This is a genomic window from Candidatus Nitrososphaera evergladensis SR1 (genome assembly GCF_000730285.1).
GTDB classification, from domain to species: Archaea; Thermoproteota; Nitrososphaeria; order Nitrososphaerales; family Nitrososphaeraceae; genus Nitrososphaera; species Nitrososphaera evergladensis.
Map to the genome: position 1 here is coordinate 260,129 of NZ_CP007174.1, position 24,179 is coordinate 284,307.

Sequence of the window (24,179 nt, forward strand, 5' to 3'; positions counted from 1 at the left end):
GAACCAGTTAGGCCCCTAATTGGGAATATACTCAGATATATACAGAGGGAAAGAAAGACCCGCGCCTTGTTTTCGTTCTCTCTCTTCCACCTTCTCTCATTGTGTCAAGAGTTTGTTGGTGAGTCAGTCGTGGGTTTTCCATAGGAAATCGATCTGTTGAGATTAATAACATTGAGCCAGATTCTGCTGCCAGTGCGAGAATAGCAGAACTAGAATGTGCTCGAAAAAAGAGGAGGGAGAGAAAGAAGAAGAGGGTGTTGTCTACTGCTACTACTTCTGCTACTTGACAACCACATCTCCCGCCATCCACGGATGCACCTGGCAGTAGTAGCTGTATGTGCCCGCTTTGCTAAAGGTGACTTGGAATGAATCTATTGGCGGCAGTCCAGGAGGCGACATTCCCTTTGGCCAGATCCAGCCAGAGTTGACATACTTTTCTGTGCCAGTAATGGTATAGTTGCCGTTAGGTGGAAGGTATGTTACCTTTCCTGATGAATCTATTACTGTCGGCATGAATGAGCGGTTGTTCAACGCGACAATCACTTTAGTGCCATTCTGTTGTCCGGGCATGACCACTGGCTCTGCATTTGCATTGGGAACAGCCGACCTGATAGATGTGCTGTTGTCGATGACAAATGGTGCTGCAAAGTCTGCAAAAGTACTGTTGTCAAACATGAACGTCACGGTGTGAGGCTCGCTCACTCTGGTCGGATTGATAAAGGCAACTTTCTCGCCTACCTTTACCTCGGCATGATTTGGAAAGAATATTGTCAGCGGTGCGACATGACCGCCTGCACCTGCCCGTACGGTGGACACGCCGTCTTTGTAGTCATGATACTTTTTGTTCAACTGATACTGAACTGATGGCCTCTCGTCATTTTGTTGATTTCCAGTGCCACTGCTGCCGCCTTGCATCATCGTCGTCTTTGTCATGTTACTACTACTATCGTTAGTACTGTTCCCTTGTCCTTGTCCTGTTCCTTGCCCTTTTTGCATCATGTTTCCTCCAGGCTGTGCTGCAATACTGGAAACAGCCAGACTCGCTGTTGCTACCAGGATGCCAACTGCGATTATGGCTCCCATCATAACATTTCGGTTTACCATGTTCTGCCGCAGAGTTGTCTAACTAATAAGTTAGCCGGTAAAAAGCTTCTTAGAACACACACAGTGGTATGTTTCGTATTAATAATATATTTTCAGCTCGAGAATAAGAAAATTACGATATTTATCGTCATGAACTATTTAGTAAGTAAGCAGCTCACGTCTAGCTCCGCCAGACCTAAATCTGACGAGAACTCCGCAGTTAACGTACTTGCGCACGACGACTGCGTTAAGACGTCTGCTGCAATAACTTATTTCCATCCTATGAATATACGCATACCGTTCAGTTGTGCACATTATCGTAGAACTATCTCAGAAGGATCACTCTGGTTATGACGAATAACACCATAACGACAACGAACGTTAACCAATTTCCCAGAATTATTTTTCCAAGAAGCCAAAACACTGATGGTCCCGCAGGACGACGAATGGTAAACCAGAGCTCACTAGAGAACGTCAGATGGGACCGGAACGTAACTTGATTGTAGGTAGACATTGCCGTATATCATAAAGCCACAATGTACACGCAGAAAAAACAGATGCAAAACTCATTAAGATAATGGCTTCGAAAGCTAGCCAGAAAACTTGGGCTGTCGTAATATATGCGAAAGACATCCCTACGCTATACATAAGCTTGCCAATTATTCCAAGGGCTAGTGGTGCAGGCTATGCGAGAGATCTTTTACCATAGGGCCGCGCTGTCCTTGCTGTGGAATGTTAATGAGAGCAGCTACTCGACGTGCCAAGATGAAAAGGTTGAAAGTCCTTCAATGCGATTCAGGTTCTGTTTCTTAAATACCGGACATTTACCACTTTGATGTGTTGCATTTATCGTGAAAATACAACCGCAGTCCCCACAAGCATAAATCTAGCTCTGGTAGGAATACGACTGATTGCCTAGCTTGGTTCATCATAGTCAGCTGACTTCCCACCAGAGCCTTTTTTCACATATACACACCCACCTACCGATGCTCGCAAAATGCTTTATAGATTAAAGTGTGTAAACTGCTTTGAGAATAGTATTGGTGGCCACTACCGTGATCAACAATTGTTTAGTCTGTGGATTAAAGATTGCAGAATCAAGCAGCGGTATAACGGTCGGAGGCGACAAATGGTATCACTTGAAATGTGTGACGGTAATAAAGTGCGATAACTGTGGCACCCTCATAGGATACTTGGCAAACGGCAAGACAGAGGGCAGATTTCGAAAAACATACTGCGCAAAATGCAGTAAGAAATTTGGAAACAAATAGGGAGAGGGGCCGGAGGAAGGAAAAAAGAGTTGCTTGTGGCGAGGCGGTAATGGAATGGGGGATCAGAAGAGGTCCTCTGTTCTCTCTCTCTCTCTGTCTGTCCTCCACGCTTCCCTTCCAACATCATAGTTCACGTCCTCTGCTCCGCCTTTATTCTGTCACTGTCAATCGTCCTTTCATGTGAGGATGTAGCGTGCAGTAGTAATCATAGATTCCCGGCTTTGCATTGATTGCTGTTTCTGAGACTTCTCCAGAACCACCAATTATTCCAGTATCAAATACCCCAGACGGTCCTGCTTCTGGACTTCCAGACGTGGCGGTGTGCATGATCGAATCCTTGTTGGCCCAGATTATAGTGCTACCCGACTTGACCGTCACTTCAAGGGGCTCGTATGATAGCCCGCTGTTCGGATTTGACGCGCCGCTCGCTATTGATACTGCTGTTGTCTGTTTGGCAGTGCTGTTATTAGTAGTAGCAGCAGTAGTACGAGTCTCCGTGGTGGCGACGGCGGTGCCTTCATCTGAATGTGTATTGTTGTGACTTGCTGCTCCTGCTGCTTCATCGTGAGTGACCGCGCCGTGGTTATTATTTTGCGCGACACTTTTTCCCATCAATTCGTCATCAGTATAATTGAATACTTTGGGCTTTTGCAGTTTGTTCTGAAGCTCGTACTGCCAATCAAACATTGAGACGCTCTTTCCGGCAGAGATCGTCGTTGTTGTCGCGTTAGTCAAGGCAGTGGAGGAGTTGTTGTTGGCTAGAGTCGAGCCATTATTACTATTATTAGCTTGGTTGCTATCGACTACATGGATTTGCCCCATATTTCCGCGCTCCTCCTGGATTCCGTGGCTATGAAACAAGTAATCTCCCGGATACTTCCATCTTGCCTCAACTATAGTCGCATCGCCCGGTCCCACGGCAATCGTCTGGGCATCTATGGGCTCATTTGACAGCAGACCCGATGGATATGCTTTGAATATTGTGCTGTGAAGGTGGAACTGATACGGTATTGTGGTTCCGATGTTTATGACGTACATCCTTACCAGCTCGCCATTCCTTGCTTCAAGTGGATATTTCATGTACTGGTCGGCATAGCCATTTATCGGATAGTATTCCGCTTCAAACTTCATTACGTCCTTGCTGTCATATTCTCCCATCACCATGACAAATTCTCTTGCAGGCTGCAGTGGCTTGTCCTTTGGATCAATTATCATGGCGCCGTACATCCCCATCCTTATGTGAAGTGACGTGGGATGTGCATGGCAGTGATACATGAGGGCTCCTGCTGGACCTGCAGTGATGTTGTAGATGTACGAATCGTTTGGCATTATCTGTGGAAGGACGCCGTCATTGGCATCGTCATGATTTCCGTGTAAATGAAGAGTATGAGGAATTGGAGTCTTGTTTATGAATTTGATTCTCACGTGGTCTCCTTCGGCAAACATGAGGGCTGGACCAGGTACCGTGCCATTGAATGTCCATGTCTTTACCACCTTGCCAGGCGCTATTTCCAGCTCAGCTTCCTGGGCAACCAGGGTTAACTCTTTAACAGCAGCTTCATCTGCTGCGGAAGATGTATGACCGTACAGTTCAAAATCATCATCATCAGCGCTCTTTTCAGCATCTCTCTCGGCATTGGCTGCCGCTGTTGCTGCTACTGACGATCTTTCTGCCGCCACCATCGTTTCTCTTTCCTCACTTGGTGAGGAGGAGGGCGATAATGATGACGAAAGTGGCAAAGTAATTCCGACAATTAATGTCGATACCAGCAGCATCCCAGCCAAGATTGCGACTGTGAGCTTGCCCCATCCTCCTTCCCCTCCGCCGGCGCTTCTGTTTTGGCTACTGCCGCTGTTGCTGCTGCTACTATGGTTGTAGCTATTGTTGTTGTCATTATTATCCACCGACACGGTTAAACTTGACAAAATAAGGATTAAGTAATTCCTTGTCACAAGTTGTGACCAATAGCATCGGCTTATGAGTGGACAAAACCCGTGATGAGGTGTGTTCAATGATTTTATGCAAAAGACAGAATCTTGCAAAATACGGCGATATCATCCATATTAGTCATTGGCCAAAAAGAGAATATCGATTATCATCATGGTTACTTATTATTTCAAAAAGAGAACTTTCACAGTGCAACTTTCGTTTCTGCATTCCCTGTGAAAATATATATTCTCGTTCCTCAACGCAACAGCATATCACCTTTCGTTGTCCTTTGGCCTGATCAAGCAGCCGCAACGTCTGAGCAGTTATATTTTTTCATGTCGTAGTGGTTTTTCTTTCCCTTGAGCCCCATATCGGAGCTAGCCTACAACAAGTTGCAGCTACAGAGCCATTCCCTTTACTACAGACCTGCAGTTTTTGAGCGGGGAGAAGGGAGGGTGAGACATGCTAATTTTTCTGCGGCTCTAAAAAAAGACTGTCCCCCTCTCCCCTTCCACGCACAAAAACACGCCAAAAGTATTGACCAGAATTGGGTCAACCTGAGGTGAAGCGGTATTAGAATTAACAACGACTGGCCGGAAATCTGATATCTCCCTCTCTATATCCTAGCATACATCGAATTCTAACTCGTCTTCCATGTCTCTCGGCAAGGTCATGCGGCTGAATTATAAGCAGGTCCATTCTACCTTGATGTGAGTAATTTTTTATGCAAAATAGTTTTCCAATGAAAGAATGGCATGTTGAACACATGCAAAAGACCGTTGTAAAGTACGTAAAGGGCCTATCTGAAACTGCTTCTGCTTTTGAGAAAAGGAATCACAAGAAATACGGCGGACTGAACCACATCTGCAGACAAATAGAATACGATGTCAAGCACGGGGTGACAGAAAAAGAGGTCATTAGCATGTTACAGAAGGTCCGCAATCATCCATCCTATTCTGAATTAAGAAAAGGAAACGGTTCGATGGAGAGGTTGAAAGAGGTAGAGGTTCATTTCACTAGACCTAGAATTGAATTTCAACAAAAGCCTTGGTAATGTAATGTTACAGAGGCTTTAGCCTCGGCGATGAAAAAAATCTGAGGATGTGGATTATATATATCTCGATCCACAGTTCGATTCATTGACATCTCTCTTTCTTCACTTTTCTAAAACACTTCTTCGAGCATTTCAAAAGTTACCGCGGCCAAGAGAATAAAGAACAGCCTCTTCCCAGAATAGAAGAGTCTATTTTTATCCAATATGTGCGATAGGAAGGTCTGCAGCGCAGGGTAGCCAGATGCTCCTAGTGAGTTTACTATTGGCATGGCCAATGCCGAAAAAGAAGACTGCATAGTCCATATTCACAATGTAATAAATGTCGCACGCACATATAACTCACCGTAAAAATCAAGCTTCGTTTCGGTCGTGAGGATTATAGTCCTCTACTGCTCACTGTAAAACGACAGCCCGGATTCTTTGGCATCCATTCTACCATCCGGATGGATACAACAAGAAGCTGTCATGAAAAAAAGGGCATGAAACTGTCTAGAGGTGCTCGCCACATGAGTAGCAGAATCTTGCGTTTTGTATGTTGAGGACGTTACACTTTGAGCATTTCTTCATGCCGGCATTTGGTAAAAAGGAAAAGAAATCTATCCTTTGGGATTGTTGTGCTTTCTCCATCTTCACGAGGTTTATGGCCACGCCCAAGAGAAGGATCTGAGAAGAGGGGATCATTTCCTCCTCAGACATGAAAGACCTGTCGACGCTATTCATCACTTGTTTTAGGGCCTCCCCGTAAGGGTTTTTGTCAAAACTTGCTTTTAGTTCGGAGTACCTAGAGATTATATCAGGCAGCAGGTCTGAAGAAACAACGTTCTTTTTCAAGAGATCATTTAACACCAACAGGACATCTTTGGACATGAGTTAAGTTGAGCATGGATGATGTTGCTTATCGTTTTTTCTATCCGTAAAGGTCGTGCATTACACGCATCAGCTTCTTCATACACACAGGGAGGAGACCCATTATCGTTCATTTTATGGCCTTTTGACAGGTCACAACTCGTCTGATTTTCGTGCTCATTCCTTACCTCTCGACTAGAACATTACGTGTCATGTTGTACTCTTGCTCTCCGAGCAACTCTGCATGCGAATGCGAAGTCCTTCCAAGGCTCTGAAAGTATTTCTCAGATTCCACGCTGCTAACCGCAACCAAACCGTCATCCGGACCGGGAATCAACGGGCTTCCTCCAAAGTCGTGTAACCAATCGCCAGCTATTATGTAGTACTTTACATTTGGATTCATTTGTGCTTTGGTTGCGTTTGCTCCTGACCGGATGTCCAGCGTAGCAGGCATACATATGTTTGCAGAGTCAGCAAGTGGGCTGCCTGCATTTGGCGTTCCAAGCATAACAAGATTTGATACATCTTTGGTTCCATCGGCAAGATATACTCGTGCGTCAATTCCTCCTTTGCTGTGTGCTACGATATTTACTCTGTCTGAGCCAGTCTGCTTTTTGACTGTTTGAATTTGTTCAGCTAGTTCCGTAGCATGTCCAACTGCGGCTCCGCACTTGTCATCGAATTTTTGAAAAGTAACGGGATAAAAGGAGATGCCATCTTTTTTGAGCAGTTCCTCCCATTTACCCCATATTGATGCATCTTCATTCCATCCGTGAACCAGCAGGACTGGAAGAAGGTGTGTGCTATTAGTAGAGGTAGTGGATGAGGAGTCATCAGATGCAATTGCAGATATCTCGAAAATAATCGAATGAACAGCCACATGAAAAGAAGTATTATAAACAGCACTAATACTGAAAGCAAGTGCCAGCACAACCACTACTGCTACTGCTGTAGTAATAATAACATTATTTTTCTTAATGCTCACACCATATTAGGTTGCAAGCAATTAATGTCGCTTTCGCCACGTAATTATGTTATTTTGATCGGTTGAAAATTGTATGTAATCGATCACTCTTGCATCCCTTCGCTCAGCTTCAGAAAATAACTGACGATTAGTCTCTCTCTCTCTCTCTCTCTGAAAGAACATAAGGACCAATGATCCCATCCCCGGAATGATGCCGACGATTAAGGAGACAGGACCGCATGTGGAAGTCGCTTTTTTGTGTATGTGTGTACATATGTTCTTTTGAATCCGCGATATAAAAGACTCGATTGACCTAGTTCTGCCGAACACTGTATATCACGAGACTGGAGGGGTCGACGTCGGCTTTTGCATCAGCAAATGTTTTGGCTTGCAAGGATGGAACAAGACGAGCCAACCGCCAAGTGTCCGACATCCACCCCTTGACTATAGTAATTCTATTCAACTCTTAAATGATTTTCTATCGGTATTATCTTATGTAGGATGAAACTCTTTTAATCTTATACGTTCAACAATTAGCGAGACCAGTCTAATAGATTCGCCTCTAAAGAGACCGGTCGGTAGAGACGGACAAGGGCCTGAAAGCTTGGAATTAGAAGGAAAGCCATGGTGAGTAAGACCCTGCTTCTTCTTCATTTGATTGAAAAGCCACCCGCGCCCCCTCGAGGATTGAACGGGACTCTGTAAGTAGCGCCCAGGTGCACGTGGCAGGGACGCGGGGTGCCATGTCGAATGAGTGCACTGTTCAATACCTTTCAATGGTAAATAACGTCTGAGTAGGCAAACCTTAGAAGCTCTTCCTAGTAATGACAATGCGCTGCTTGTGTGAGCGGAGACCCAAGAACCGAGACAGGGTCGGTATGAACACGATAAACCTGCCTTTCGCAGCTTTTTTTAGAGCCTACAGACTTTTACAACATTTTAGTTTAAACGAGTATCGAATGTTCTGTCCCGACCTAGAAGTCGGGAGCAGAGACATGCTAGCCATTCTGAAGGTACAGGTTGCAGTGACAGTGTACCTCCAGCAGTAATTCTTTAGATTTTGAAATAAAAAGACTTTGGTGATGAGTTGCAAAAAGCTGTAAAACCACTTGCAACAAGATTTGTTCTACGCATCCTTAACCTTTTATTTTATAATTTCGAGAATTATTATGCTGTAACGCGAGAAATCCATGTGGCGCCAGAAAACAAAAACATGGTTGTCGAGATCAGGCTTGGGCTGGCTCGCAGCAGGTAAAGGCTTACAGTTTGCGCCAGCCACCCCTGGCCTCTAATTGGCATCCTTCAGCTTGTAAATGCTGTATTGTACTGAAGTCCTTGCTATTTGCTGCTGTTGCCACCTGCCGCTATTCTGTTGATGACAGTTGAAAATTCATTAAGTGGGACAATTTTCACCATGCTTGTGGCAGATATTCCAACATCAATGCACATGGCTTCAACGTCGTGTGCATTTTCTGCATCGAGAATTATTATCCATTGATGCTCCAGGACGGACATGTAGAAAGCGACGAGCCTTTCTACATTATACTTCTTCAAGCCGCCCTTTATCTTCTCGTCAATCCCTAGAAAGATCCTTTTACTTTGTTCATTATTTAACGGGCATGACTCTGGACTATGGCTTGCAAATACTCCAAATAACATAAATTAACTCTCTAAGCGCATCTCTATTAAACTTTCTTTCAACAATTTAGCTAGACAGACCATGCGCTTTTGGCTCTTTCTTTTGCGCACGCGCGAGATTCGGTCAGCGAAGAAAGTACAAACCACCGAGCAGTCAAACTTTAGAAAGGGTCTCCCTAGTGGTGAAACCGTCCTGCCGCAAAGCTGGGCTATCAGGGAACTTGAAGGATCTTATGAACACACGCTTGCCGTGGCGCTAATAATAATAACTTGGGTGATCAGGGGAGCAGAGATTGAGCTTGACGAGGGATATTCGATTATGACATGTCACACACAGGGGACTCTGCTCAGCCTGTCACCGTTGTTACCGATACTCATTAGAACTTGCTATATCTGAAGATAGAACAAAATTTCACAATTAAACGAGCCATCGCCTCATTAAACCCTTCAGCTGCCTCGCCTACCTCTGCCTTTCCTGAAAGCGCTAGCTTGCTTATCTTGAGCTGCTTCAAACTGCATTTTATCGTCGAGACAGTGGAGAAGCAAGAATATGGCACGCGGACATCTACGGATGGTGAATATGAGCGCTGCATTTCTGACAAGTGTATCTTCTCGGCATATCTGAGGTTTGCAGCGGAGGCAACAGAAAGGGCGTCAAGACTGCACCCTATGACGTCAACAAAAGCTGCTCATTGAAATTGATGCATTGAAACAAAAAAGAGTTTGATAGGTATATGAGGAAATTCGATTCTTAGGGCGCGTACAATCCATCGGGCAGAGCTATACGCACGCTACAATGGAAGGTATATAGTAGATGTGATATGGAGTCCGATCTTTGTTTTAGTGAAGACAACCCCGTCGCGGCGCAAGTACGCGACGGGGCGATGTCAAGTACAGGAAACCACACGCATGAAGAATTGCAAGTGGTCCTGCACGGTTTTATACACTGGTCAGAGCGATAACAGGAGAGCTATCATTTTCTGCAAATTTGGAGTGAACTAGCTGTCACGTCCCAGAATGGATCCATAGTTATTTGTCAGAATATCATATTATATTGATATAGAAGAATATTTGGATGTACTTAATAGAATCTCATATCTGGTGTTTTTCTGCTGTGATACTTCACGGCGGTGAGAGGCTCAGACATGGTGCTGCCCGAAAGCCAATCGAAAGTGGGACATCTTGGCAAGTAAGGCATAGCACCAACAGCCTCCCTCCCCCCCCCGCCACAAGGAAAGATGCGAAACAAATGGGCAAAAATGAGGAGACGACAACATCAGAATGCTACTGTGGCGTTTGCAATAGGCCATCAGATGAGAGAGCATCGGCTTGCTAGGTGTCGTGTCTGTGGCAGACCTGCGACAGAGAGAAATGTGTAGTCGCTGTATTCGCTAGTTAAAGTGCTTGCTTGGACTTTGTATGGGCAGACCCTATAACCCAGTTTTCATTTTGTATTGCCACCTTGGAACAAAAAAGCAAACAGCCAACTGTTCGACGGCCTTTGAAAATACGCACCGCGACAATGGAAGTATGTGTGTAGATTATCCTTCATAGGTTTCGCTCTAGTGACGAAATAGACCAGTCTTAAATGAAATACCCGTTCTAGATTAATATGATGATGATGCAAATGCCGATAGAGATTAGAAGATTTGAGAGAAAACCTAGCAGAGGCTTGGCCTACTGCCGTACTTGTGGAGATTACGCAGCCTATCAAGCACTATTCGAAGCGGGGAGTCATATTGTGTCCCAGAGGTACTGTGAAAAGTGTCTGCTAGCTGGAGAATTTGACATCTAGCGCAATAGTCACCTATCGCGCGTATCTGAAAGAGGTACAGAGCCATGCTCCGTGATGGTTATTATCAGTAACTCAGAGAGAATTGCTACAGATGAAAGGAGTCTGCGCAGGATTAGATGAGCATCTTCTGGATGCTACCAAAATCATATGCGAGGAGGAAGGCATTGATTTTCATGCTTTGAGTGATAGTCAGCTAAGGGGATTGGTTTGCTATCGTTGCATATCCTGCAGGCAATTCCATCCGCTCACGCAACTTGGTATATCCAAACGAAAGCTGGTCTGCGGTCATTGCAAGGAAAAAGTGACTCTGTATGCAAACAACAAATACGGCAGGTTGCGACGCGGCATCTTTTACAGGCTTTTGAAAATGAGGGTTATCTCTACTGCGAAAAGAAATGCCTAACTTAATTTAGCCTGGCGGGATAAAACATGCTTTGCATCTTTTGCTTGCCGTCCCGACGTGAGGGGGGAGGGAGGCCGTACTGAAATACTTGGCAGTCGCGGCGGCCACAGCCTGTATCCTTGTCATCTTCTTTGGACTAGACAACCGCGCTCCTTTCACTGGCATATACACAAAATCTGATTGTGTAGTACTTTTAAGAGATCGGATGTACTGATCCAATGCGGTTTACCAACACATGCCAGATGATGAAAATAGGAGGCGGCCTATCGACCTAGCGCAGCAATATTTGGCAAACGAGAGAACTTTTCTGTCTTGGCTAAGGACGTCTATTGCTCTTATTGGACTTGGTTTTGTTGTAGCAAGGTTTGGACTTTTCTTGCGCGAGTTTCAGTTGGTGGTCATTCAGCGAGAGGTAGAAGCAGCGGCGTCTTCTTCAAACAACGTCATCCAACAGCTGCCAGAACATTCCTTCTCTTCCATCCTCGGAGTCCTGATGATTGCCCTTGGAGTGGCCTTGATATTTTACTCGCTCAAAAGCTATAGGGATGGCAACAAAGAGATCGAAAGCGGAGTGTATGTTCCAAAGAAGAGCGTTGTATACACTGGCGCAATACTGCTAGCCATCTTTGGCGGCGCCACAATACTTTACCTATTGACGGTTTCACTGATGATGTAGGGTCTTGTCTTTTCTTCTTCTTCTTCCCACCGATGCTAGTGGTGTACTTACCTTTTTCTTGTTACTCTTCGATCTCCAATAAGTTGCCAGCCCATGTAGCCAGTAATATTTTGGCTCTCAGGACTAACTAGCCTCTTGTTGCTGTTTTTTCATACTTGATGATTTTACAGCAGCATGATGTAGCTTGTATCCTGCTACTCCTGCTTTTCCATCAGGTTCCCCGATCTCTATAGTTAAGGATTTGTCTGTCGATTCTATCTTTACGGGATAGCCTACATTATTTATCAATCTCTCGATGTAGGTTTTTGAGAAGACACCCCAATGATGTCCCACATCATGCTGCAAGACCAGTTTTATTCCAGCACCGCCGTTCTCAGTATTCTTGCTAAATTCTCTTAATGTAAAGCCAGATCTCTTTACTCTATTCTTTGTGATGGCAAGTACTGCATCCAAGTCTACTTTTCCACGCATCATAAGAAGCTCGTCTTCAAAGCTATCTGCTGCCCTTGTTGCAATTTCCTTTAACTTTTCTTCAGGCACATAGTCAAAAAGATCCTTCAGGACTGATTTCTGCATTGGAGCAAATCCTACTTTTGGCGCGATAAACTCCCATTCGAGATAAGATTCCAGAATCCTATTTATCAATGTGTTCAACGACATGCCTTCTTCGTCCGCGAGTTTTCTTAATTTGTCAATATTATTGTCATCAACGCGAAATGTGATGCTGGAATTATTTGCCATGGTCTAAAAGCCTAGAATTACCTACCCGCATCGAACTTAAAGGGCTATGGTATGAAAAGTACAGAATATTCTTTTAAAGTGGTTTTTGTGGCTTGTAAAAACCTAAAAAAATGCAGTAAAGCACAAAATCCATTTCTTCTTCTGTATGGGTGTTCAGCGACGCATGATATGGTGTTCTAAATAAAAACATGCACTCAAGTTGTCACATCACTTTGTAAACCATGTTGATAAGCCTTCACCCTTCATGCCCTACTGGAAAGCACAAGTATGCCGGCGAATTGTCATGTGCAATAAAAGCGAATCGAGCCGTGGATGGAAACAGCTGTGATAGTTTACAATACCACCACTTAAGGGGAAGACCTTCTATTTGCCCTTGCACGTATAGTCTGGATGCACTTGACAAGGTCTCCCGCCTTGTGATATGTCACGCTTGAATCGAGTTCAAACTGCTCCCGAAGCTTTGAACACCAAATGTTTGCAAGGATTCTTTCACCTATATCTCCAAGCATCCCAATGAAAGCACGTTCAAAGAGGTCTGGCCTGTATATTATGGCGGCTCGAATGTCCATTTCACCGCCCAGGTACTCCTCGGAGATCTTTGCTGAAATGGATTCAAAAACTCGAGTGCCAAACGTAGCCTCCAAATTGATCAGTAGTGCGTCCGCAATATTCTCCGTATCTGCAATTAGTTTGTGGATCATAGGTCCTCCCTCCATTGATGCAGAGCACTTGATAGGTCAAGTGTAGGTGTGTGAAGTTCATTTCCGGGACGGACGCCAGTCAATGGTTATAGATACCATGATCTCTATTTAAGCCATTTGACCAATGATGTCATGCTTTGTAAATTATCTAGCACAAATATCCGCAATCCATTAATAATCTGGTGTGGTTCGTCACATGATGAAAAGACGAAAAGCCAGATTATACGACGATCAACGAGAAGCAACAATGACAGCTGACAAGATCTATGAAAACCTCAAAGCTTTAGGTGTCAACATCGATGCGGTGAAGAATTGTTCACCAACCATTGACGAACTGAAGCAATTTCATAACGGCATACTGTCAATATTAGAAAGGCATCAAGGTAATGCCCAAGCTTATGCTTCATGATGAATTCGAGATCTGGCTCAACCTTCCAAATGTTGTTTGAAGAAGTATATATCTAAACAATCCTTGTGTTGACTGTATATCACTCCGGTCGCAGTTTCAAGATTTCCCTGTATGATGACGCTTGAAGCAACACTACAAAAAGTCGTTCACAGCATCGTCGTTTGAAAAACGCATTTGCATGCATATACGCTCTTGACATGTTATAGCATTACAACAACAACGTCTTACTTATTCTTCTATTATTAGACATCGTAAGGTAGCGAAAGATGCTTTTTCGCCGCGATAATTGTTATTGAGCGTAAAAGTAGTGCCGGAAAGGGAATCGGGTCCAATCGAGAAGGTCGAGGGCTCTAAAAACTCCTTAAGATTACATTTACGTAATCTTGGTTGCATATGACAGATCCTGTCAAAGATGCGAAAAAAGCAGTACAAGACGCTGAAGCCAAGATAAAGACTGACGTAGACCATGCAAAGGGCAAGCCAAGTTCGGAGACTCTGAATAAGGCAAAAGTGAAGGTAAAGGACGCACTAAAGTAGTAGTGACATGCGTGTGTGTCTCCTTCCTCACCTCTTTTTAATTAGCTTTCATCGTCTCAAAGTCTATCTTTATTCTAATTGTATATTACTTTACAGAAGCACGTTACAAGACTCATTATATTTAGAATTGTACAAGTAACCTGTATGCTAGACATTCTAAAAAAGAGCAAGCGAGGCTACATATGGATTACCCTTGGCTTTTTTGTTGTCAGCCTGACAGTTCATTGGACGTTTGCATGGTTTGCATACGTCCAAGAGCAGCAAGAACACAACCAGCCCATAGAGGCTACAGGCTACTTCAATCAAACTATGCGCGATACCATGGAAAACTGGCAGTCTGAATTTCTACAGCTGATGTGGCAAGTTGGAGGCCTCTCCTTTCTGTTGTACGTTGGCTCTCCTCAGTCAAAAGAGTCAAGCGAAAGGATGGAAGCAAAGATTGACTTGCTGATAAATAATCTAAAGGTGCTTGCAGAGAATCCTGAGAGGGTAAAGGCGTCACTTGATGAGATAGACAAAAAGTATTACAAAAGCGGCTGAGTCACGCGCACATACGCGTGTGTCTACATGCGTCCATCCTATTACCTACCGGTCCCTCTCTCTCCCTCCCCCTCCTCTATCTTTATCTACCTTGTAACTGTCTTTGAGTATTCCTGCCTTTCACTTACTACATTAAGCAGGTCTGTCTTGGTAACCATACCAAGAAGCCTGCCCTCCAAGTCACATACAAAGATCTTGCCAATGCCGCTGCTGGTCATCTTTTTGACCGCTTCGTCACCTCTAGTATCCGGACTGACGACATTGAGCTCTTCAAGAGGCATCATGACCTCTCTGACAGTGAGCACTTGTCTTTTGGACTCATCATCACCGCTAGAATCCATCACTCTCTTCAGAGTTACCATACCAAGAAGCCTACCTGCTGCATCAGTCACTGGAAACGCGCTTTTCATATACACTGAAAAGTAGCGCTGCAGAGATTCTTGTAGGCTTGTCTCTGGCGGTATGGCGATAAACGAGATGTTCATGATGTCTCTCATCCTTACTTTTGACAGAATCGCGGTCAGCTCGTGCTGGTACCTGTAGGATTGTGCTCCGCTCTGCAAGAACCATCCTATGAGAATAAGCCAAATGCCGCTGACAAAACCGTTGCCAGTCAGAATCGTGACAAATCCAAGACCCATCATGACATAGGATATTGCTATTCCCACCTTGACCGAAGTATCGGTAGCCTGATCAAAGTCTCTCTTTGTCCTCTTTACAAGAACGGCGCGTAAAACTCTCCCTCCATCCAGAGGAAAAGCCGGAAGCAAGTTAAATGCTCCCAAAAGCGCATTTATGATTGCGCCGTACAGCATTATTCCTTCAAAAACCGGCACATCATTTATAGCAGCAGATATCGCCCACAGCCCTGCAAAGATTGCAGATAGCACAAAACTCGTGGCAGGTCCGGCAATGGCTATTTGGAACTCTTTTTGAGGGTTCTTAGGCTCCTCTTCGATGTCAGAAACGCCTCCAAAGATAAAGAGCATTATCTGCCTGACCTTTATGCCAAATCTCATTGCCAGTACAGAATGCGATAACTCGTGCAAAAGGACGGAGATAAACAGCAATATTGCACCTGCTACTCCCATGATCCAGTATTCAGCCGAACTAAGGCCCGGAAAGAATTGTGGCATAAAGTTGGCCGCAAGCGACCATGTAACGAGGGAAAACACGATAAGCAGCGTAAAGTGCAGACGTATTGGAACGCCTTTGACCCTGCCGATCTGAACTGACATGATTCTCTATCTCTCTCTCTTAATCCACTGTACTAGATATTGGCAGAAATGACTTAAATTGGTTAGTTAGTTAGTTATGTCTGGGTTCGCCCTGCTTCTTTTGCTTGGAACGTTACCTGTTCTCTATCTATCTCCCTCTACATTTCTCTATTCATCCCTTTAGCGTGCGCTTTTTAGAGAGAGAGCACAAGTTAGAGAGCAAGGCGGAAGATAGTAAATGCAAATGAGTAAAAACTAATCCAAGAAGAGCGCCTCTCTGCTCTTACGCTTTGCTTACCGTCTGATCAGCATGAAAACTTGAGAGCCTACCCGGTAAATAGTAAAGTAGCAGTAGCACATTTTGTTGGCTTGTCGGCCTCGTAAGGGCATCATTGTGAATTTTATTATCCCATTGTGAACAGCTGACGATAAAAAGAGTACACATTGCAGACGTAAGATAGTATCGCGTGAAAATACCATGTTGAACCATAGTGCCAAGACGCTGCTTGATGCTATCAGAGTATGAGATTATGCATTAGTTTTGATGATTCTTTTATACTAAGGCGTAGCCATGACAAAATCATGTGATGTAATTGCTTGGGTGTATAATAATTGGGAAAACGGTATGATGTCTCGATGTCAAGCCTGGCACACAAAAGAGCAGCGATGCTCTTTCTAACCGTTCTCGGTGCAGCAGCCATAGCCTCCGTGGCAGTGGCACCAACAGCAGCGCATGCCTCCAAAGGTGACGAGTACTCTTACAAGAATTGCGGATACTGGAAAGAGACCGAAAAGAACTACGACTATGAATACAAGTTCAAGAAGTCGCAGGATTATAAAGAACACGAAAAGGAGAGTGGCGAGGGCAAGTCGTACGAGTATGACTATGGCAATGATGACAAGAACAATGGCAAGAATGGTGACGACAATGACGACAACCACAATGGCAGTTATGACAATCACAACGGAGACGATAACGGCAAGGACCACGACAAAGACAAGTCATCGTACGACTATGGAAGCGGCAGCGGCTCAAAGGACTCTAGTGACTATGACAAGTACAAGCGCGAGCACAAAGACTCGTACGAATTCGAAAAGAAGAATACTGAGGAAAGACACGATGGCGACAGCTGGTGTGACACTGACGAAGATAACGACGACGACCACGACAACTATAGCAAAGACGACCACCATGATGATGATGACGACAACGGCGACGATGAAGAAGACGACTACTGATAATTTTACAGTAGTTTCTCTTCTTCTCCCCTTTCTTTTTTTGCAAAGTAAAAGCTGATGTAGGCAGATGCAAGCATACATGCGGATGCGGTCAAGCTAACACTAGTAGCTGCATGTACAGATCTGAATTACTAGGTTTACACAAGATCTCTTCTACTTTCTGCACCTTTAGGTGGCTGTGGCACGTACCCTTCCACTTTTACTGTTGTTTATTTCATCGCTCTGCATCTTATCTTCAAGCTGTTTTAGCGAGGCAGACGTTGTGTTCATTTCTCCCCTGTGATAGTCGCAGAGAGACACAAAGAATGCGTTGCAGCGGTCACTTGACTGTATAAAACAGCCGCATGCGTATTTTCTTACGCTTTTTTGTTTCGAAGAAGAGGATCGGCGTCTGCGCACCGTCCGCCCTTTTCTCGACGATGCCATTAGTTATCATCATCACCCCCTATATCATGGCCATCAACCTCTACATCTCGACCTTTCATTTTGTGCGGGCAATGTCACCTCTATTACTACCGCCCTCACGATCAAGCCTCCTTTTGCCAAACCTTCTCTGTACAAACACTACTACTCCAATTGCAGTTCCTACAGCGAGAAATGCACTTGCAGAAGCAGGAAACTCTGGGACGACGACCGCGCCCCTAGCTATCCCGTTTCTTGTAAGGTCAGGAGACTGCCCCTGCTTGACAAGGCCCTTGACCGTGATCTCGACGCGGTATGTATCGTCGGCGGGGAAGTTCAATCCGGCCTGCTCACCCTTGCCGCCCTGGGCTGTCTGGTCCGTCTTTGTAACCACTGCTTTTCCATTCTTGTCAAAGATCTTTAGGTCGTACTTGACGTCTTGGTCGGAGATGTTGGTGCCAGCAAACGCGTCTACAAACTGGATGTCGAGCTTTGTCTCTGCGCCGGCCTTGAGCTGGCCGGGAGTCCAGTTCAGGAGCGCGTGTATGCCTCCCGTGTCGGTGGATATCTCGCCGGATGTCTGCTGCCCTTCAGAGGCGCCGGCTGGAGAGAATGCAAATGTCATCTTTCCATCGGCAGGTGGGTCATTTCTTGCCATGTCCAGTATGTCGTTCTTGTTTATCAGAAAGTGCAGTATCAGATTATTTTCATCAGAGAACGGGTCGACTGCCAGCATGCGGCCCGCTATTGGCTTGCCGTTGACCTTGGCGTCAAATGCCGACGCATCGCCCACGCCCGTAAACGACTTGGGCACCCTTACCTCTTCATGCACAAAGACGTTTGGCGCATTCTGTATCCTTGATGTGTTCCAGTTAAACGGCATTGCCCAGGAGTACTGTTTAGCATTGGCGTCAAACTTGAAGTCCTCCACCTTGTCGTAGTACGAGATTATCGACATTGGGTATGTCTTGCCTTCCGACTGGACATTTTGGTTGAACACGTCACCTACAGAGAGGGCAGTTTCAAACGACTTGACATCCTTGTCTGCAAATAGGTTCTGAGGATAGTCGATGCCAAGGACGCTGACATCTATGCGATAGAGGCCACCGTCCAATAGCACAGGCCCACTAATGTTAACTGTTCCTCCATAGTCTGCCTGCCAAGCGTTGGTGAATGCATCTTTGTTTCCCTGAATCTGGATGTCGCCTGGCTGCGGCTTTACTTTTAGCGTCAGCAATCCGTTTTGGCTCACGAAAGCGTCCTGCAGCAGTGGTTTGGCTTTCGGGTCAAGGCCCTTGTATATAGCTATCAAAAGATTCGGGTACTTTATGGTCTCGTTGGTCTTGGCGTCAAACAACCTGAACTGCAAATAGGCGTCCTGCTTGGATTCTGTTGTCAAAATGGGCGGGTTGATCTTGACAAAAAGCGCGGCTTGCTTGTTTCCAAATGTTGCAGGCGGGAGATTTTCCTGCGTAAGGCCGTCTGCAAAGGCTTTCTGACTTAGAAATACTGTTTGCCCGAGGTTCCCTGCTGCAGCAAAAAGGAGAGTTGCAATAACCAAAAATATTACTGCATTGGCATTTTTTTCAAACCAAAGACAATGGGAGTAAAGCGTCAGGCCGCGCAAGGTCATGATATTCTTTGTAAATCAACATTAGATAAATCTAACGGTTAGACATATCTTATATAATAAAGGCTTGCAAATGTTCCAAAATCCCTTTTAACCGGTCGATATTAACGAATCAGCGTATACAAGCAGATGAGAGTTGTATATGTGGTTGATAACCTAGCTGTTGCCAAGATACTCGTAGACCCGATGAGGCGGGCTATACTTGAATTGTTGCGAACGAAACCAATGACCCAGGCAAAGCTGGCAAGCGAGCTTGGATTGGCCACTCCGTCGCTTAACCACCACATGAAGGTCCTTAGATCAAAGAAATTGGTTATCATGGTAAAAAGGGAAACAGAAAAACACGGAGCAATACAAAAATTCTTTGCTCCGGCGGCTTACCTCTTTGTCTATGATCTAGACGCCCTTCCCAAGAATATTGCACGCTACTTTTATCCCGTCAGTCTTGAACGAACTCGTGGAATAGTTTCCACTATTCTCTTTAAAGATTCACACGCGCCAGTACCTTCAACACAAGAGGCAATGAATGCCCTTTCAGAAAAGATCTCTCAGGCCCTTGTCCTTGCAGCAAAAGAGTATCCTAAGCAAGATCTCAACTCGGGACTTGAAGAAGCAGTGTACAAGATATACGCTGATGCGATAAAAAGGGCGATGACCTGACACTGCCGTTCTTTTACCTAATTGCGGCCATATTTCCATCGAGATTTTGTTAAATGAGAGTGTAAAATCACGGGTTCTTGAAGTATTTTTTGCGGCAGACGTCAAGGAGACATTGAAAAAGGAGTTGAGCAATCCGGGATTGAAGTTATCCGCAATCCGAGAGAAGGGCTAAACAGGGCATGGGAGATGATCCGCTCTGCCAAAGCCGAAGTGTCCTTGCTATTTTCCACGGCCAGCGCATTTCGCCGGCAGGCGCAGTCAGGCGGGGCCGATGTAATTCGGGCGGCTCTCCGAAACAATGTCAGGGTTCGGATTCTGATTCCTGTTGACGAGAGCATTGAACAGATGCAAACTCAAACCAAAACATCGTCGAGGCTCACGGGGGGAAGAATATGGGCGGAGAACAACAAGGATAATAAAGATAGCGAAAGAGGTGCGACTTTTTCTTTTACTCTGCCCCTAGCGGGACAATAACTGACATGACTATACGCGTAAGAAAAAAAGCAACCGGGCAAAACAATGATGCTTGTCGGTCGCTCCCACAGTTCTAAAACAAACAGTACCTGATGATTTATAGCATATCCTTTGTGGGTCGAAAGGTTGTGAAATTGCATCCTGTATGTCCTTTTATTATTGTGCTAGATGAATGAAACAGAAGTGATGCAAGATTGCATCTCAGAGAGAATCACTAGTCTCTAAAGCTCATGAAGTATCTTATTTATCATCAAATTCGAAACTGGGCCAAAGAGGTTCTCGAAAATGACGTTTATTTCGTCCAATTGATATTGCTTGTCAGAATTAAGGGCGATTCCGTGACCTTCTAGATCAGAAAGAAGTGCATCTACTCCAGAGTAACCCAAGATAGCAAAAGCCTTTTCGATCGCTCTTTTTAGTTCTCTACCAGTGATGGACTGTTTGAGGTCGATATCACCCATCTGAAACTCACCATGAAGGTTGTTGTTGTTTTTCTACTTGAGAGTCTTTGCTCTTTCAAGAATTAGTCTAACGAGGCTTTCTATGCCCTTAAACTGAGTAAATGTAACGACTAGAGTTTTTCCAGTATTATTGTTATTGTTTGCTACTAGCGGCACTATTAACACTTTAACGTTAGAGTGAGAAATCAGTATGAACTGGGTCTCTCCAGCTACCTTCTCATTTGTCGAAATCATACTTGAAAACATCTCTACTTGAAGAAGCATTCTCTGCATATCATTTTCTGAGGGCATTGGCACGCCAGGCCTCAACTGCATTTGAAGTGGCTTTCCTTTGAGGACTAACCCGGCGAAGGTTACGTCAGCCCTCATTTCAAGAATGGAATTTAAATCTGAATTGCTGGCGCCAGTCATATTTTCTACTACTATTAGTTTCTTCACTAATAAAGTCTCTTTTATTGGATAATCAAGATTGAAAAACTATTGCGTTATTATTTTCTGCCGACTCGCTCATCTCGTTTATGGAGTCTTGAATCTGGAAGAAGGGCTTTAACGCCCATTGTCAAAGCAATTCATCAATTCTAAGACGCCTCGTAAGGAAGAGTAAACGCAAAAGTCGCTCCCTTGACATCGATGTTATTCTTACCCCATATCTTGCCTGCGTGCTGCTCGACTATGGCCTTGCATAGAAACAGGCCAAGGCCTGTTCCTTTTGCCTTTTGTGAAGACGATACAAACTTGCCGAATAGCTTATCCACTATTAATGGATCTATTCCTTTACCACTATCGGTTACGCTTGTGCGTATAAAACCTTGGTTCTCCGCATCCTTTTCTACCGATACTCGTATGCTGCCGTTGTCTGTAAAGTTGATAGCATTCGCAAGAAGATTTTCTAGCACCTGTCTAATCCTATTTTTATCTATGACCATTTCTTCCAAAGCGGGCGGCAGTAGGGATTCAAAAATAATGTCAACCTGCTGTCCTTCAGGTATCTTCAGTCGCGCATCTTGAATTGCCTCTTCGATGAGTTGGACTATGTTGCTCTTTTGCTTTTGTAGCCTAAACGTCTTGCTTTCAATTTTGCTAACATCTAGGATGTCGCCGGCTAGTTTAGTCATGCGTTTTGCATTACGCAATATGACCTTGACGTTTTCATTTTCTGGCAAGCTGTCTTCAAGATTTTCTGCACATAAAACTATTGGAAGCACGGGCGTTCGCAGCTCATGGGCTGCTATATTGATAAATTCGTCTTTCATTGACTCCATCTCCTTGAGTTTTTCATAAAGCCCTGCTTGCCTCCAAAGGCTATCGAATATGGATGCAAAAGATAGACTGGTCGCTCCACTGTTATAGTGCGTTGACTCCCCTAACGCATCATCTAAAGTGACTGCATTATCGTCCTTTGTTTCGAAAATGAAAGACTCGGTTCTATCTATCACGATAATGGTAATTCTTGTTTTCAAACTTTCGTCAATACTTCTAATCTCGATCTGCGGGATGGCCAATCTTAATTGTTTTATCTCATTTTCTAGCTGAACATCATTGGGAATAAGCAGCATGACTTTCACGTTGTGACTCACGGCAGTCTTTAGAAGTTCCAAGCCCTTTCCTGGAAGGTTCCGTCGAAGCGCATTGGGTGTAGAGAAAACAATGAGTACCTCACTCTTGGCTGACATTATTTTTGAATACGCAAGGTCAAGCGACTCTCTGGTATTTTCTATGACCTCCAGCAAGGGAATGCTTATGCCCTCTTGCAATTCTCGAATTCTCAGGCGACCGGGTATGGCCGTCTTCCACATAGTATCAAAAATCGACCTATGGTGTTCTACAATCGGTTTAAGAGTGCTCTGTATTCCATAAACGTGGTGGCCGTTAGATTCGATCGGACGAATGGAGGAGATATACACATCATCACTTACACCAAAGCTTCCTTGAATGCCCGGCGAGTGACGAATCTCCGCGCCGCTGTTGGCCATTATTTGCTTACAGTATTCGACATTATCTTTTGTGATATCAATTATGTACCTTATGGCAACTTTTCTTTTCCTTGCTTCTTGATGGGCTTTGCCTATCATTTTGGCAGATATGCGAGGAGTTGCAGCGTCCAAGCAGGCATCCCATCTTTGTTCAGTTCTATTTAGAGCGTCCTCTACAGCCTGGACAATATTATCGAAACCTTGAACCATGGTCACTTTATCCTCTGAAGAGTCCCCCATGAGCCTATATAACGAAGAATCTTTTGCCTTTTAAGGTCATTGTTTAGGAATATGCCATTCTTGGGCTTTTCTGATGATTGATGACTAATGTATTTGCCTGTCCCGAGGTTGATATAGTTTTGTATGAGCTAGACCGTGCTACTGAGGTTTTGTAGGATAATGCCCAAGGCGTAGAAAATGATTTCACTTGTCCGCCAGTGAATCCATGCTTGTATTATATTTTGAATATTCTTCGTCGCTGGGAGGATACTCTCGCCTAAATCGTCCCTTTTGGTCTTGCGTAATGTTGAACCATACCGTCCTTCCGTCGTACTTCTGGGCCAAAGCCTTGGGAAGATAATATGTGTCCTTCGTTGCCAAGCCTTTCTTTGTCACAATATAAGTATTTCCCATTTCATGAATTTCTCCAAAGTCGACATTTTCATTTACTCCGCGTGCTTCTTTTCCTTTAAGCACCTTCCAATCTATACGGTCAATCGCGTGATCCTTAGACATAAGGTATGTACCTGCAGCACCAGAATTATAATGACATACGTCAAACGTCCAACTTTAGCCAAAGGTCCGCCAGCTGGTAATTCATTGCATGTGTATTAAAGTTAAATGTAGACCTTCGGTTTCTGCCGAAATTTTTTCGGAGACATTAATGAACCAAATCGCGATATCTGTCATGTGCCTTAATTTTGATATTTGTGAACAATTGTTATGTTATTTGGGGATATTGGATTTTTTATGTGAAAAACATATTTTTAGTATATCAAACTAGTTACATACTATATGGAGTTTGGCATGAAGAGGGGTACTCTGTCTGATTTATTGGACATCGAGTCGCACATTGCGTAGGAGGATAATACTCTCCTTGTCTGTAGATATTCTATTGAAGGAAATAATGGACGCAAACCGAGATGTAGTTGCCGCTCTCTTCATGGAAGACGGAGAATTGACTGCCTGGCGAGGGAGGGATGATGTGGCTTTGCCTCCTGATGACAAAGTAAAAGACCTGCTTTTTCATAGATTCCTGATAAACGCATTACTTGGTACTAGGAAAGAATATGTGGGAAAAGTGCATTTCAACTTGACTCGATATGATCTTATCGACATTGTGCACTTTGGATGGTTCAGTGCAGAAAAAGAAGTCATCCTAGTTGTAATGATGTCAAAATCAGCAAATACCCTTGAAGAGATCGAGAAACTTCAGACTTTGATAACTCGTTGGAAATCGATGTCGGAAACTTGAGTCTAGCATCACAGACATTGCGTATGTTTCTTGCACAAGCCCTGAAACTAGCTACTTCAAT

21 protein-coding genes are annotated in these 24,179 nt (G+C 44.4%); 8 read left to right on the plus strand and 13 right to left on the minus strand.

All coding sequences use genetic code 11. The annotated features are described in order from the left end of the window. Positions 1-279: 279 nt before the first annotated feature. Complete coding sequence (locus NTE_RS01320) at positions 280-1,104, minus strand: cupredoxin domain-containing protein (RefSeq protein ID WP_148699386.1); 825 nt, start codon at positions 1,102-1,104, stop codon at positions 280-282. Positions 1,105-2,504: 1,400 nt separating this feature from the next. Beyond that, the gene (locus tag NTE_RS01325) at positions 2,505-4,280 is read right to left on the minus strand and encodes a multicopper oxidase domain-containing protein (RefSeq protein WP_148699387.1); all 1,776 of its coding nucleotides are present in this window, start codon (positions 4,278-4,280) and stop codon (positions 2,505-2,507) included. Positions 4,281-5,026: 746 nt separating this feature from the next. Between NTE_RS01325 and NTE_RS01330 the strand changes: the two genes are divergently transcribed. Then, on the plus strand, positions 5,027-5,338 hold the full coding sequence (locus NTE_RS01330; protein WP_148699388.1) for a hypothetical protein: 312 nt from the start codon (positions 5,027-5,029) through the stop codon (positions 5,336-5,338). A 489-nt stretch (positions 5,339-5,827) separates the two neighbouring features. Here NTE_RS01330 and NTE_RS01335 read toward each other — a convergent pair whose 3' ends face one another. From NTE_RS01335 to NTE_RS01345, 3 genes are all read right to left on the minus strand, one after another. Continuing rightward, positions 5,828-6,205, minus strand: a complete 378-nt coding sequence (locus NTE_RS01335; protein WP_148699389.1) for a zinc ribbon domain-containing protein — start codon at positions 6,203-6,205, stop codon at positions 5,828-5,830. Between the two features lie 163 nt (positions 6,206-6,368). After that, positions 6,369-7,169, minus strand: a complete 801-nt coding sequence (locus NTE_RS01340) for a lipase family alpha/beta hydrolase (RefSeq protein WP_148699390.1) — start codon at positions 7,167-7,169, stop codon at positions 6,369-6,371. A gap of 1,317 nt (positions 7,170-8,486) precedes the next feature. Beyond that, entirely contained in the window at positions 8,487-8,807 is a 321-nt protein-coding gene (locus NTE_RS01345) for a hypothetical protein (protein WP_148699391.1), read from the minus strand. Positions 8,808-11,219: 2,412 nt separating this feature from the next. On the opposite strand from NTE_RS01345, the gene NTE_RS01350 reads away from it, so the two are divergent. Beyond that, complete coding sequence (locus tag NTE_RS01350) at positions 11,220-11,660, plus strand: YidH family protein (RefSeq protein WP_148699392.1); 441 nt, start codon at positions 11,220-11,222, stop codon at positions 11,658-11,660. 123 nt (positions 11,661-11,783) lie between these two features. Here the strand turns inward: NTE_RS01350 and NTE_RS01355 are convergent, their stop codons facing one another. Both NTE_RS01355 and NTE_RS01360 read right to left on the minus strand, forming a co-directional pair. Then, entirely contained in the window at positions 11,784-12,401 is a 618-nt protein-coding gene (locus NTE_RS01355; protein WP_148699393.1) for a ribbon-helix-helix domain-containing protein, read from the minus strand. Positions 12,402-12,748: 347 nt separating this feature from the next. After that, positions 12,749-13,102, minus strand: coding sequence for a hypothetical protein (locus NTE_RS01360; protein ID WP_148699394.1), 354 nt, complete (start codon positions 13,100-13,102; stop codon positions 12,749-12,751). A 247-nt stretch (positions 13,103-13,349) separates the two neighbouring features. Between NTE_RS01360 and NTE_RS16190 the strand changes: the two genes are divergently transcribed. The 3 genes from NTE_RS16190 to NTE_RS01365 all read left to right on the plus strand — a co-directional run bounded on the left by NTE_RS16190 (position 13,350) and on the right by NTE_RS01365 (position 14,588). Next, complete coding sequence (locus tag NTE_RS16190) at positions 13,350-13,511, plus strand: hypothetical protein (protein WP_158384948.1); 162 nt, start codon at positions 13,350-13,352, stop codon at positions 13,509-13,511. 393 nt (positions 13,512-13,904) lie between these two features. After that, on the plus strand, positions 13,905-14,048 hold the full coding sequence (locus NTE_RS16195) for a hypothetical protein (protein WP_158384950.1): 144 nt from the start codon (positions 13,905-13,907) through the stop codon (positions 14,046-14,048). 144 nt (positions 14,049-14,192) lie between these two features. Beyond that, complete coding sequence (locus NTE_RS01365; RefSeq protein WP_148699395.1) at positions 14,193-14,588, plus strand: DUF6766 family protein; 396 nt, start codon at positions 14,193-14,195, stop codon at positions 14,586-14,588. Positions 14,589-14,674: 86 nt separating this feature from the next. On the opposite strand, the gene NTE_RS01370 is transcribed toward NTE_RS01365, so the two are convergent. Beyond that, a complete protein-coding gene (locus tag NTE_RS01370; protein ID WP_148699396.1) occupies positions 14,675-15,826 on the minus strand; it encodes a site-2 protease family protein in 1,152 nt (383 codons plus the stop codon). A gap of 615 nt (positions 15,827-16,441) precedes the next feature. On the opposite strand from NTE_RS01370, the gene NTE_RS01375 reads away from it, so the two are divergent. After that, positions 16,442-17,044 carry a hypothetical protein gene (locus NTE_RS01375; RefSeq protein ID WP_148699397.1) on the plus strand — a complete coding sequence of 201 codons (603 nt, stop codon included), beginning with the start codon at positions 16,442-16,444 and terminating at the stop codon, positions 17,042-17,044. Between the two features lie 481 nt (positions 17,045-17,525). Here the strand turns inward: NTE_RS01375 and NTE_RS01380 are convergent, their stop codons facing one another. After that, the gene (locus NTE_RS01380; protein WP_148699398.1) at positions 17,526-19,007 is read right to left on the minus strand and encodes a hypothetical protein; all 1,482 of its coding nucleotides are present in this window, start codon (positions 19,005-19,007) and stop codon (positions 17,526-17,528) included. 213 nt (positions 19,008-19,220) lie between these two features. Between NTE_RS01380 and NTE_RS01385 the strand changes: the two genes are divergently transcribed. After that, on the plus strand, positions 19,221-19,736 hold the full coding sequence (locus NTE_RS01385; protein WP_158384952.1) for an ArsR/SmtB family transcription factor: 516 nt from the start codon (positions 19,221-19,223) through the stop codon (positions 19,734-19,736). 695 nt (positions 19,737-20,431) lie between these two features. Here NTE_RS01385 and NTE_RS01390 read toward each other — a convergent pair. The 4 genes from NTE_RS01390 to NTE_RS01405 form a co-directional block, all read right to left on the minus strand. After that, positions 20,432-20,671 carry a hypothetical protein gene (locus NTE_RS01390; protein WP_148699400.1) on the minus strand — a complete coding sequence of 80 codons (240 nt, stop codon included), beginning with the start codon at positions 20,669-20,671 and terminating at the stop codon, positions 20,432-20,434. 33 nt (positions 20,672-20,704) lie between these two features. Further along, positions 20,705-21,082, minus strand: coding sequence for a hypothetical protein (locus tag NTE_RS01395; protein WP_148699401.1), 378 nt, complete (start codon positions 21,080-21,082; stop codon positions 20,705-20,707). Positions 21,083-21,249: 167 nt separating this feature from the next. Next, positions 21,250-22,884, minus strand: coding sequence for a sensor histidine kinase (locus NTE_RS01400; RefSeq protein ID WP_148699402.1), 1,635 nt, complete (start codon positions 22,882-22,884; stop codon positions 21,250-21,252). 183 nt (positions 22,885-23,067) lie between these two features. Next, on the minus strand, positions 23,068-23,379 hold the full coding sequence (locus tag NTE_RS01405) for a hypothetical protein (RefSeq protein ID WP_148699403.1): 312 nt from the start codon (positions 23,377-23,379) through the stop codon (positions 23,068-23,070). Between the two features lie 361 nt (positions 23,380-23,740). Here NTE_RS01405 and NTE_RS01410 point away from each other — a divergent pair, with 361 nt between their 5' ends. Continuing rightward, positions 23,741-24,118: a hypothetical protein gene (locus NTE_RS01410; protein WP_148699404.1), complete on the plus strand. Its 378-nt coding sequence runs from the start codon at positions 23,741-23,743 to the stop codon at positions 24,116-24,118. The last annotated feature ends 61 nt before the right edge of the window (positions 24,119-24,179 follow it).

Coding starts and splice junctions, on each gene's coding strand:
- NTE_RS01405 (WP_148699403.1), bottom strand. CDS start 23,379: ATGTCTAAGGATCACGCGATTGACCGTATAGATTGGAAGGTGCTTAAA.
- NTE_RS01330 (WP_148699388.1), top strand. CDS start 5,027: ATGAAAGAATGGCATGTTGAACACATGCAAAAGACCGTTGTAAAGTAC.
- NTE_RS01320 (WP_148699386.1), bottom strand. CDS start 1,104: ATGGTAAACCGAAATGTTATGATGGGAGCCATAATCGCAGTTGGCATC.
- NTE_RS01375 (WP_148699397.1), top strand. CDS start 16,442: ATGTCAAGCCTGGCACACAAAAGAGCAGCGATGCTCTTTCTAACCGTT.
- NTE_RS01360 (WP_148699394.1), bottom strand. CDS start 13,102: ATGATCCACAAACTAATTGCAGATACGGAGAATATTGCGGACGCACTA.
- NTE_RS16190 (WP_158384948.1), top strand. CDS start 13,350: ATGACAGCTGACAAGATCTATGAAAACCTCAAAGCTTTAGGTGTCAAC.
- NTE_RS01365 (WP_148699395.1), top strand. CDS start 14,193: ATGCTAGACATTCTAAAAAAGAGCAAGCGAGGCTACATATGGATTACC.
- NTE_RS01350 (WP_148699392.1), top strand. CDS start 11,220: ATGCCAGATGATGAAAATAGGAGGCGGCCTATCGACCTAGCGCAGCAA.
- NTE_RS01370 (WP_148699396.1), bottom strand. CDS start 15,826: ATGTCAGTTCAGATCGGCAGGGTCAAAGGCGTTCCAATACGTCTGCAC.
- NTE_RS16195 (WP_158384950.1), top strand. CDS start 13,905: ATGACAGATCCTGTCAAAGATGCGAAAAAAGCAGTACAAGACGCTGAA.
- NTE_RS01355 (WP_148699393.1), bottom strand. CDS start 12,401: ATGGCAAATAATTCCAGCATCACATTTCGCGTTGATGACAATAATATT.
- NTE_RS01345 (WP_148699391.1), bottom strand. CDS start 8,807: ATGTTATTTGGAGTATTTGCAAGCCATAGTCCAGAGTCATGCCCGTTA.
- NTE_RS01395 (WP_148699401.1), bottom strand. CDS start 21,082: ATGACTGGCGCCAGCAATTCAGATTTAAATTCCATTCTTGAAATGAGG.
- NTE_RS01390 (WP_148699400.1), bottom strand. CDS start 20,671: ATGGGTGATATCGACCTCAAACAGTCCATCACTGGTAGAGAACTAAAA.
- NTE_RS01335 (WP_148699389.1), bottom strand. CDS start 6,205: ATGTCCAAAGATGTCCTGTTGGTGTTAAATGATCTCTTGAAAAAGAAC.
- NTE_RS01400 (WP_148699402.1), bottom strand. CDS start 22,884: ATGGGGGACTCTTCAGAGGATAAAGTGACCATGGTTCAAGGTTTCGAT.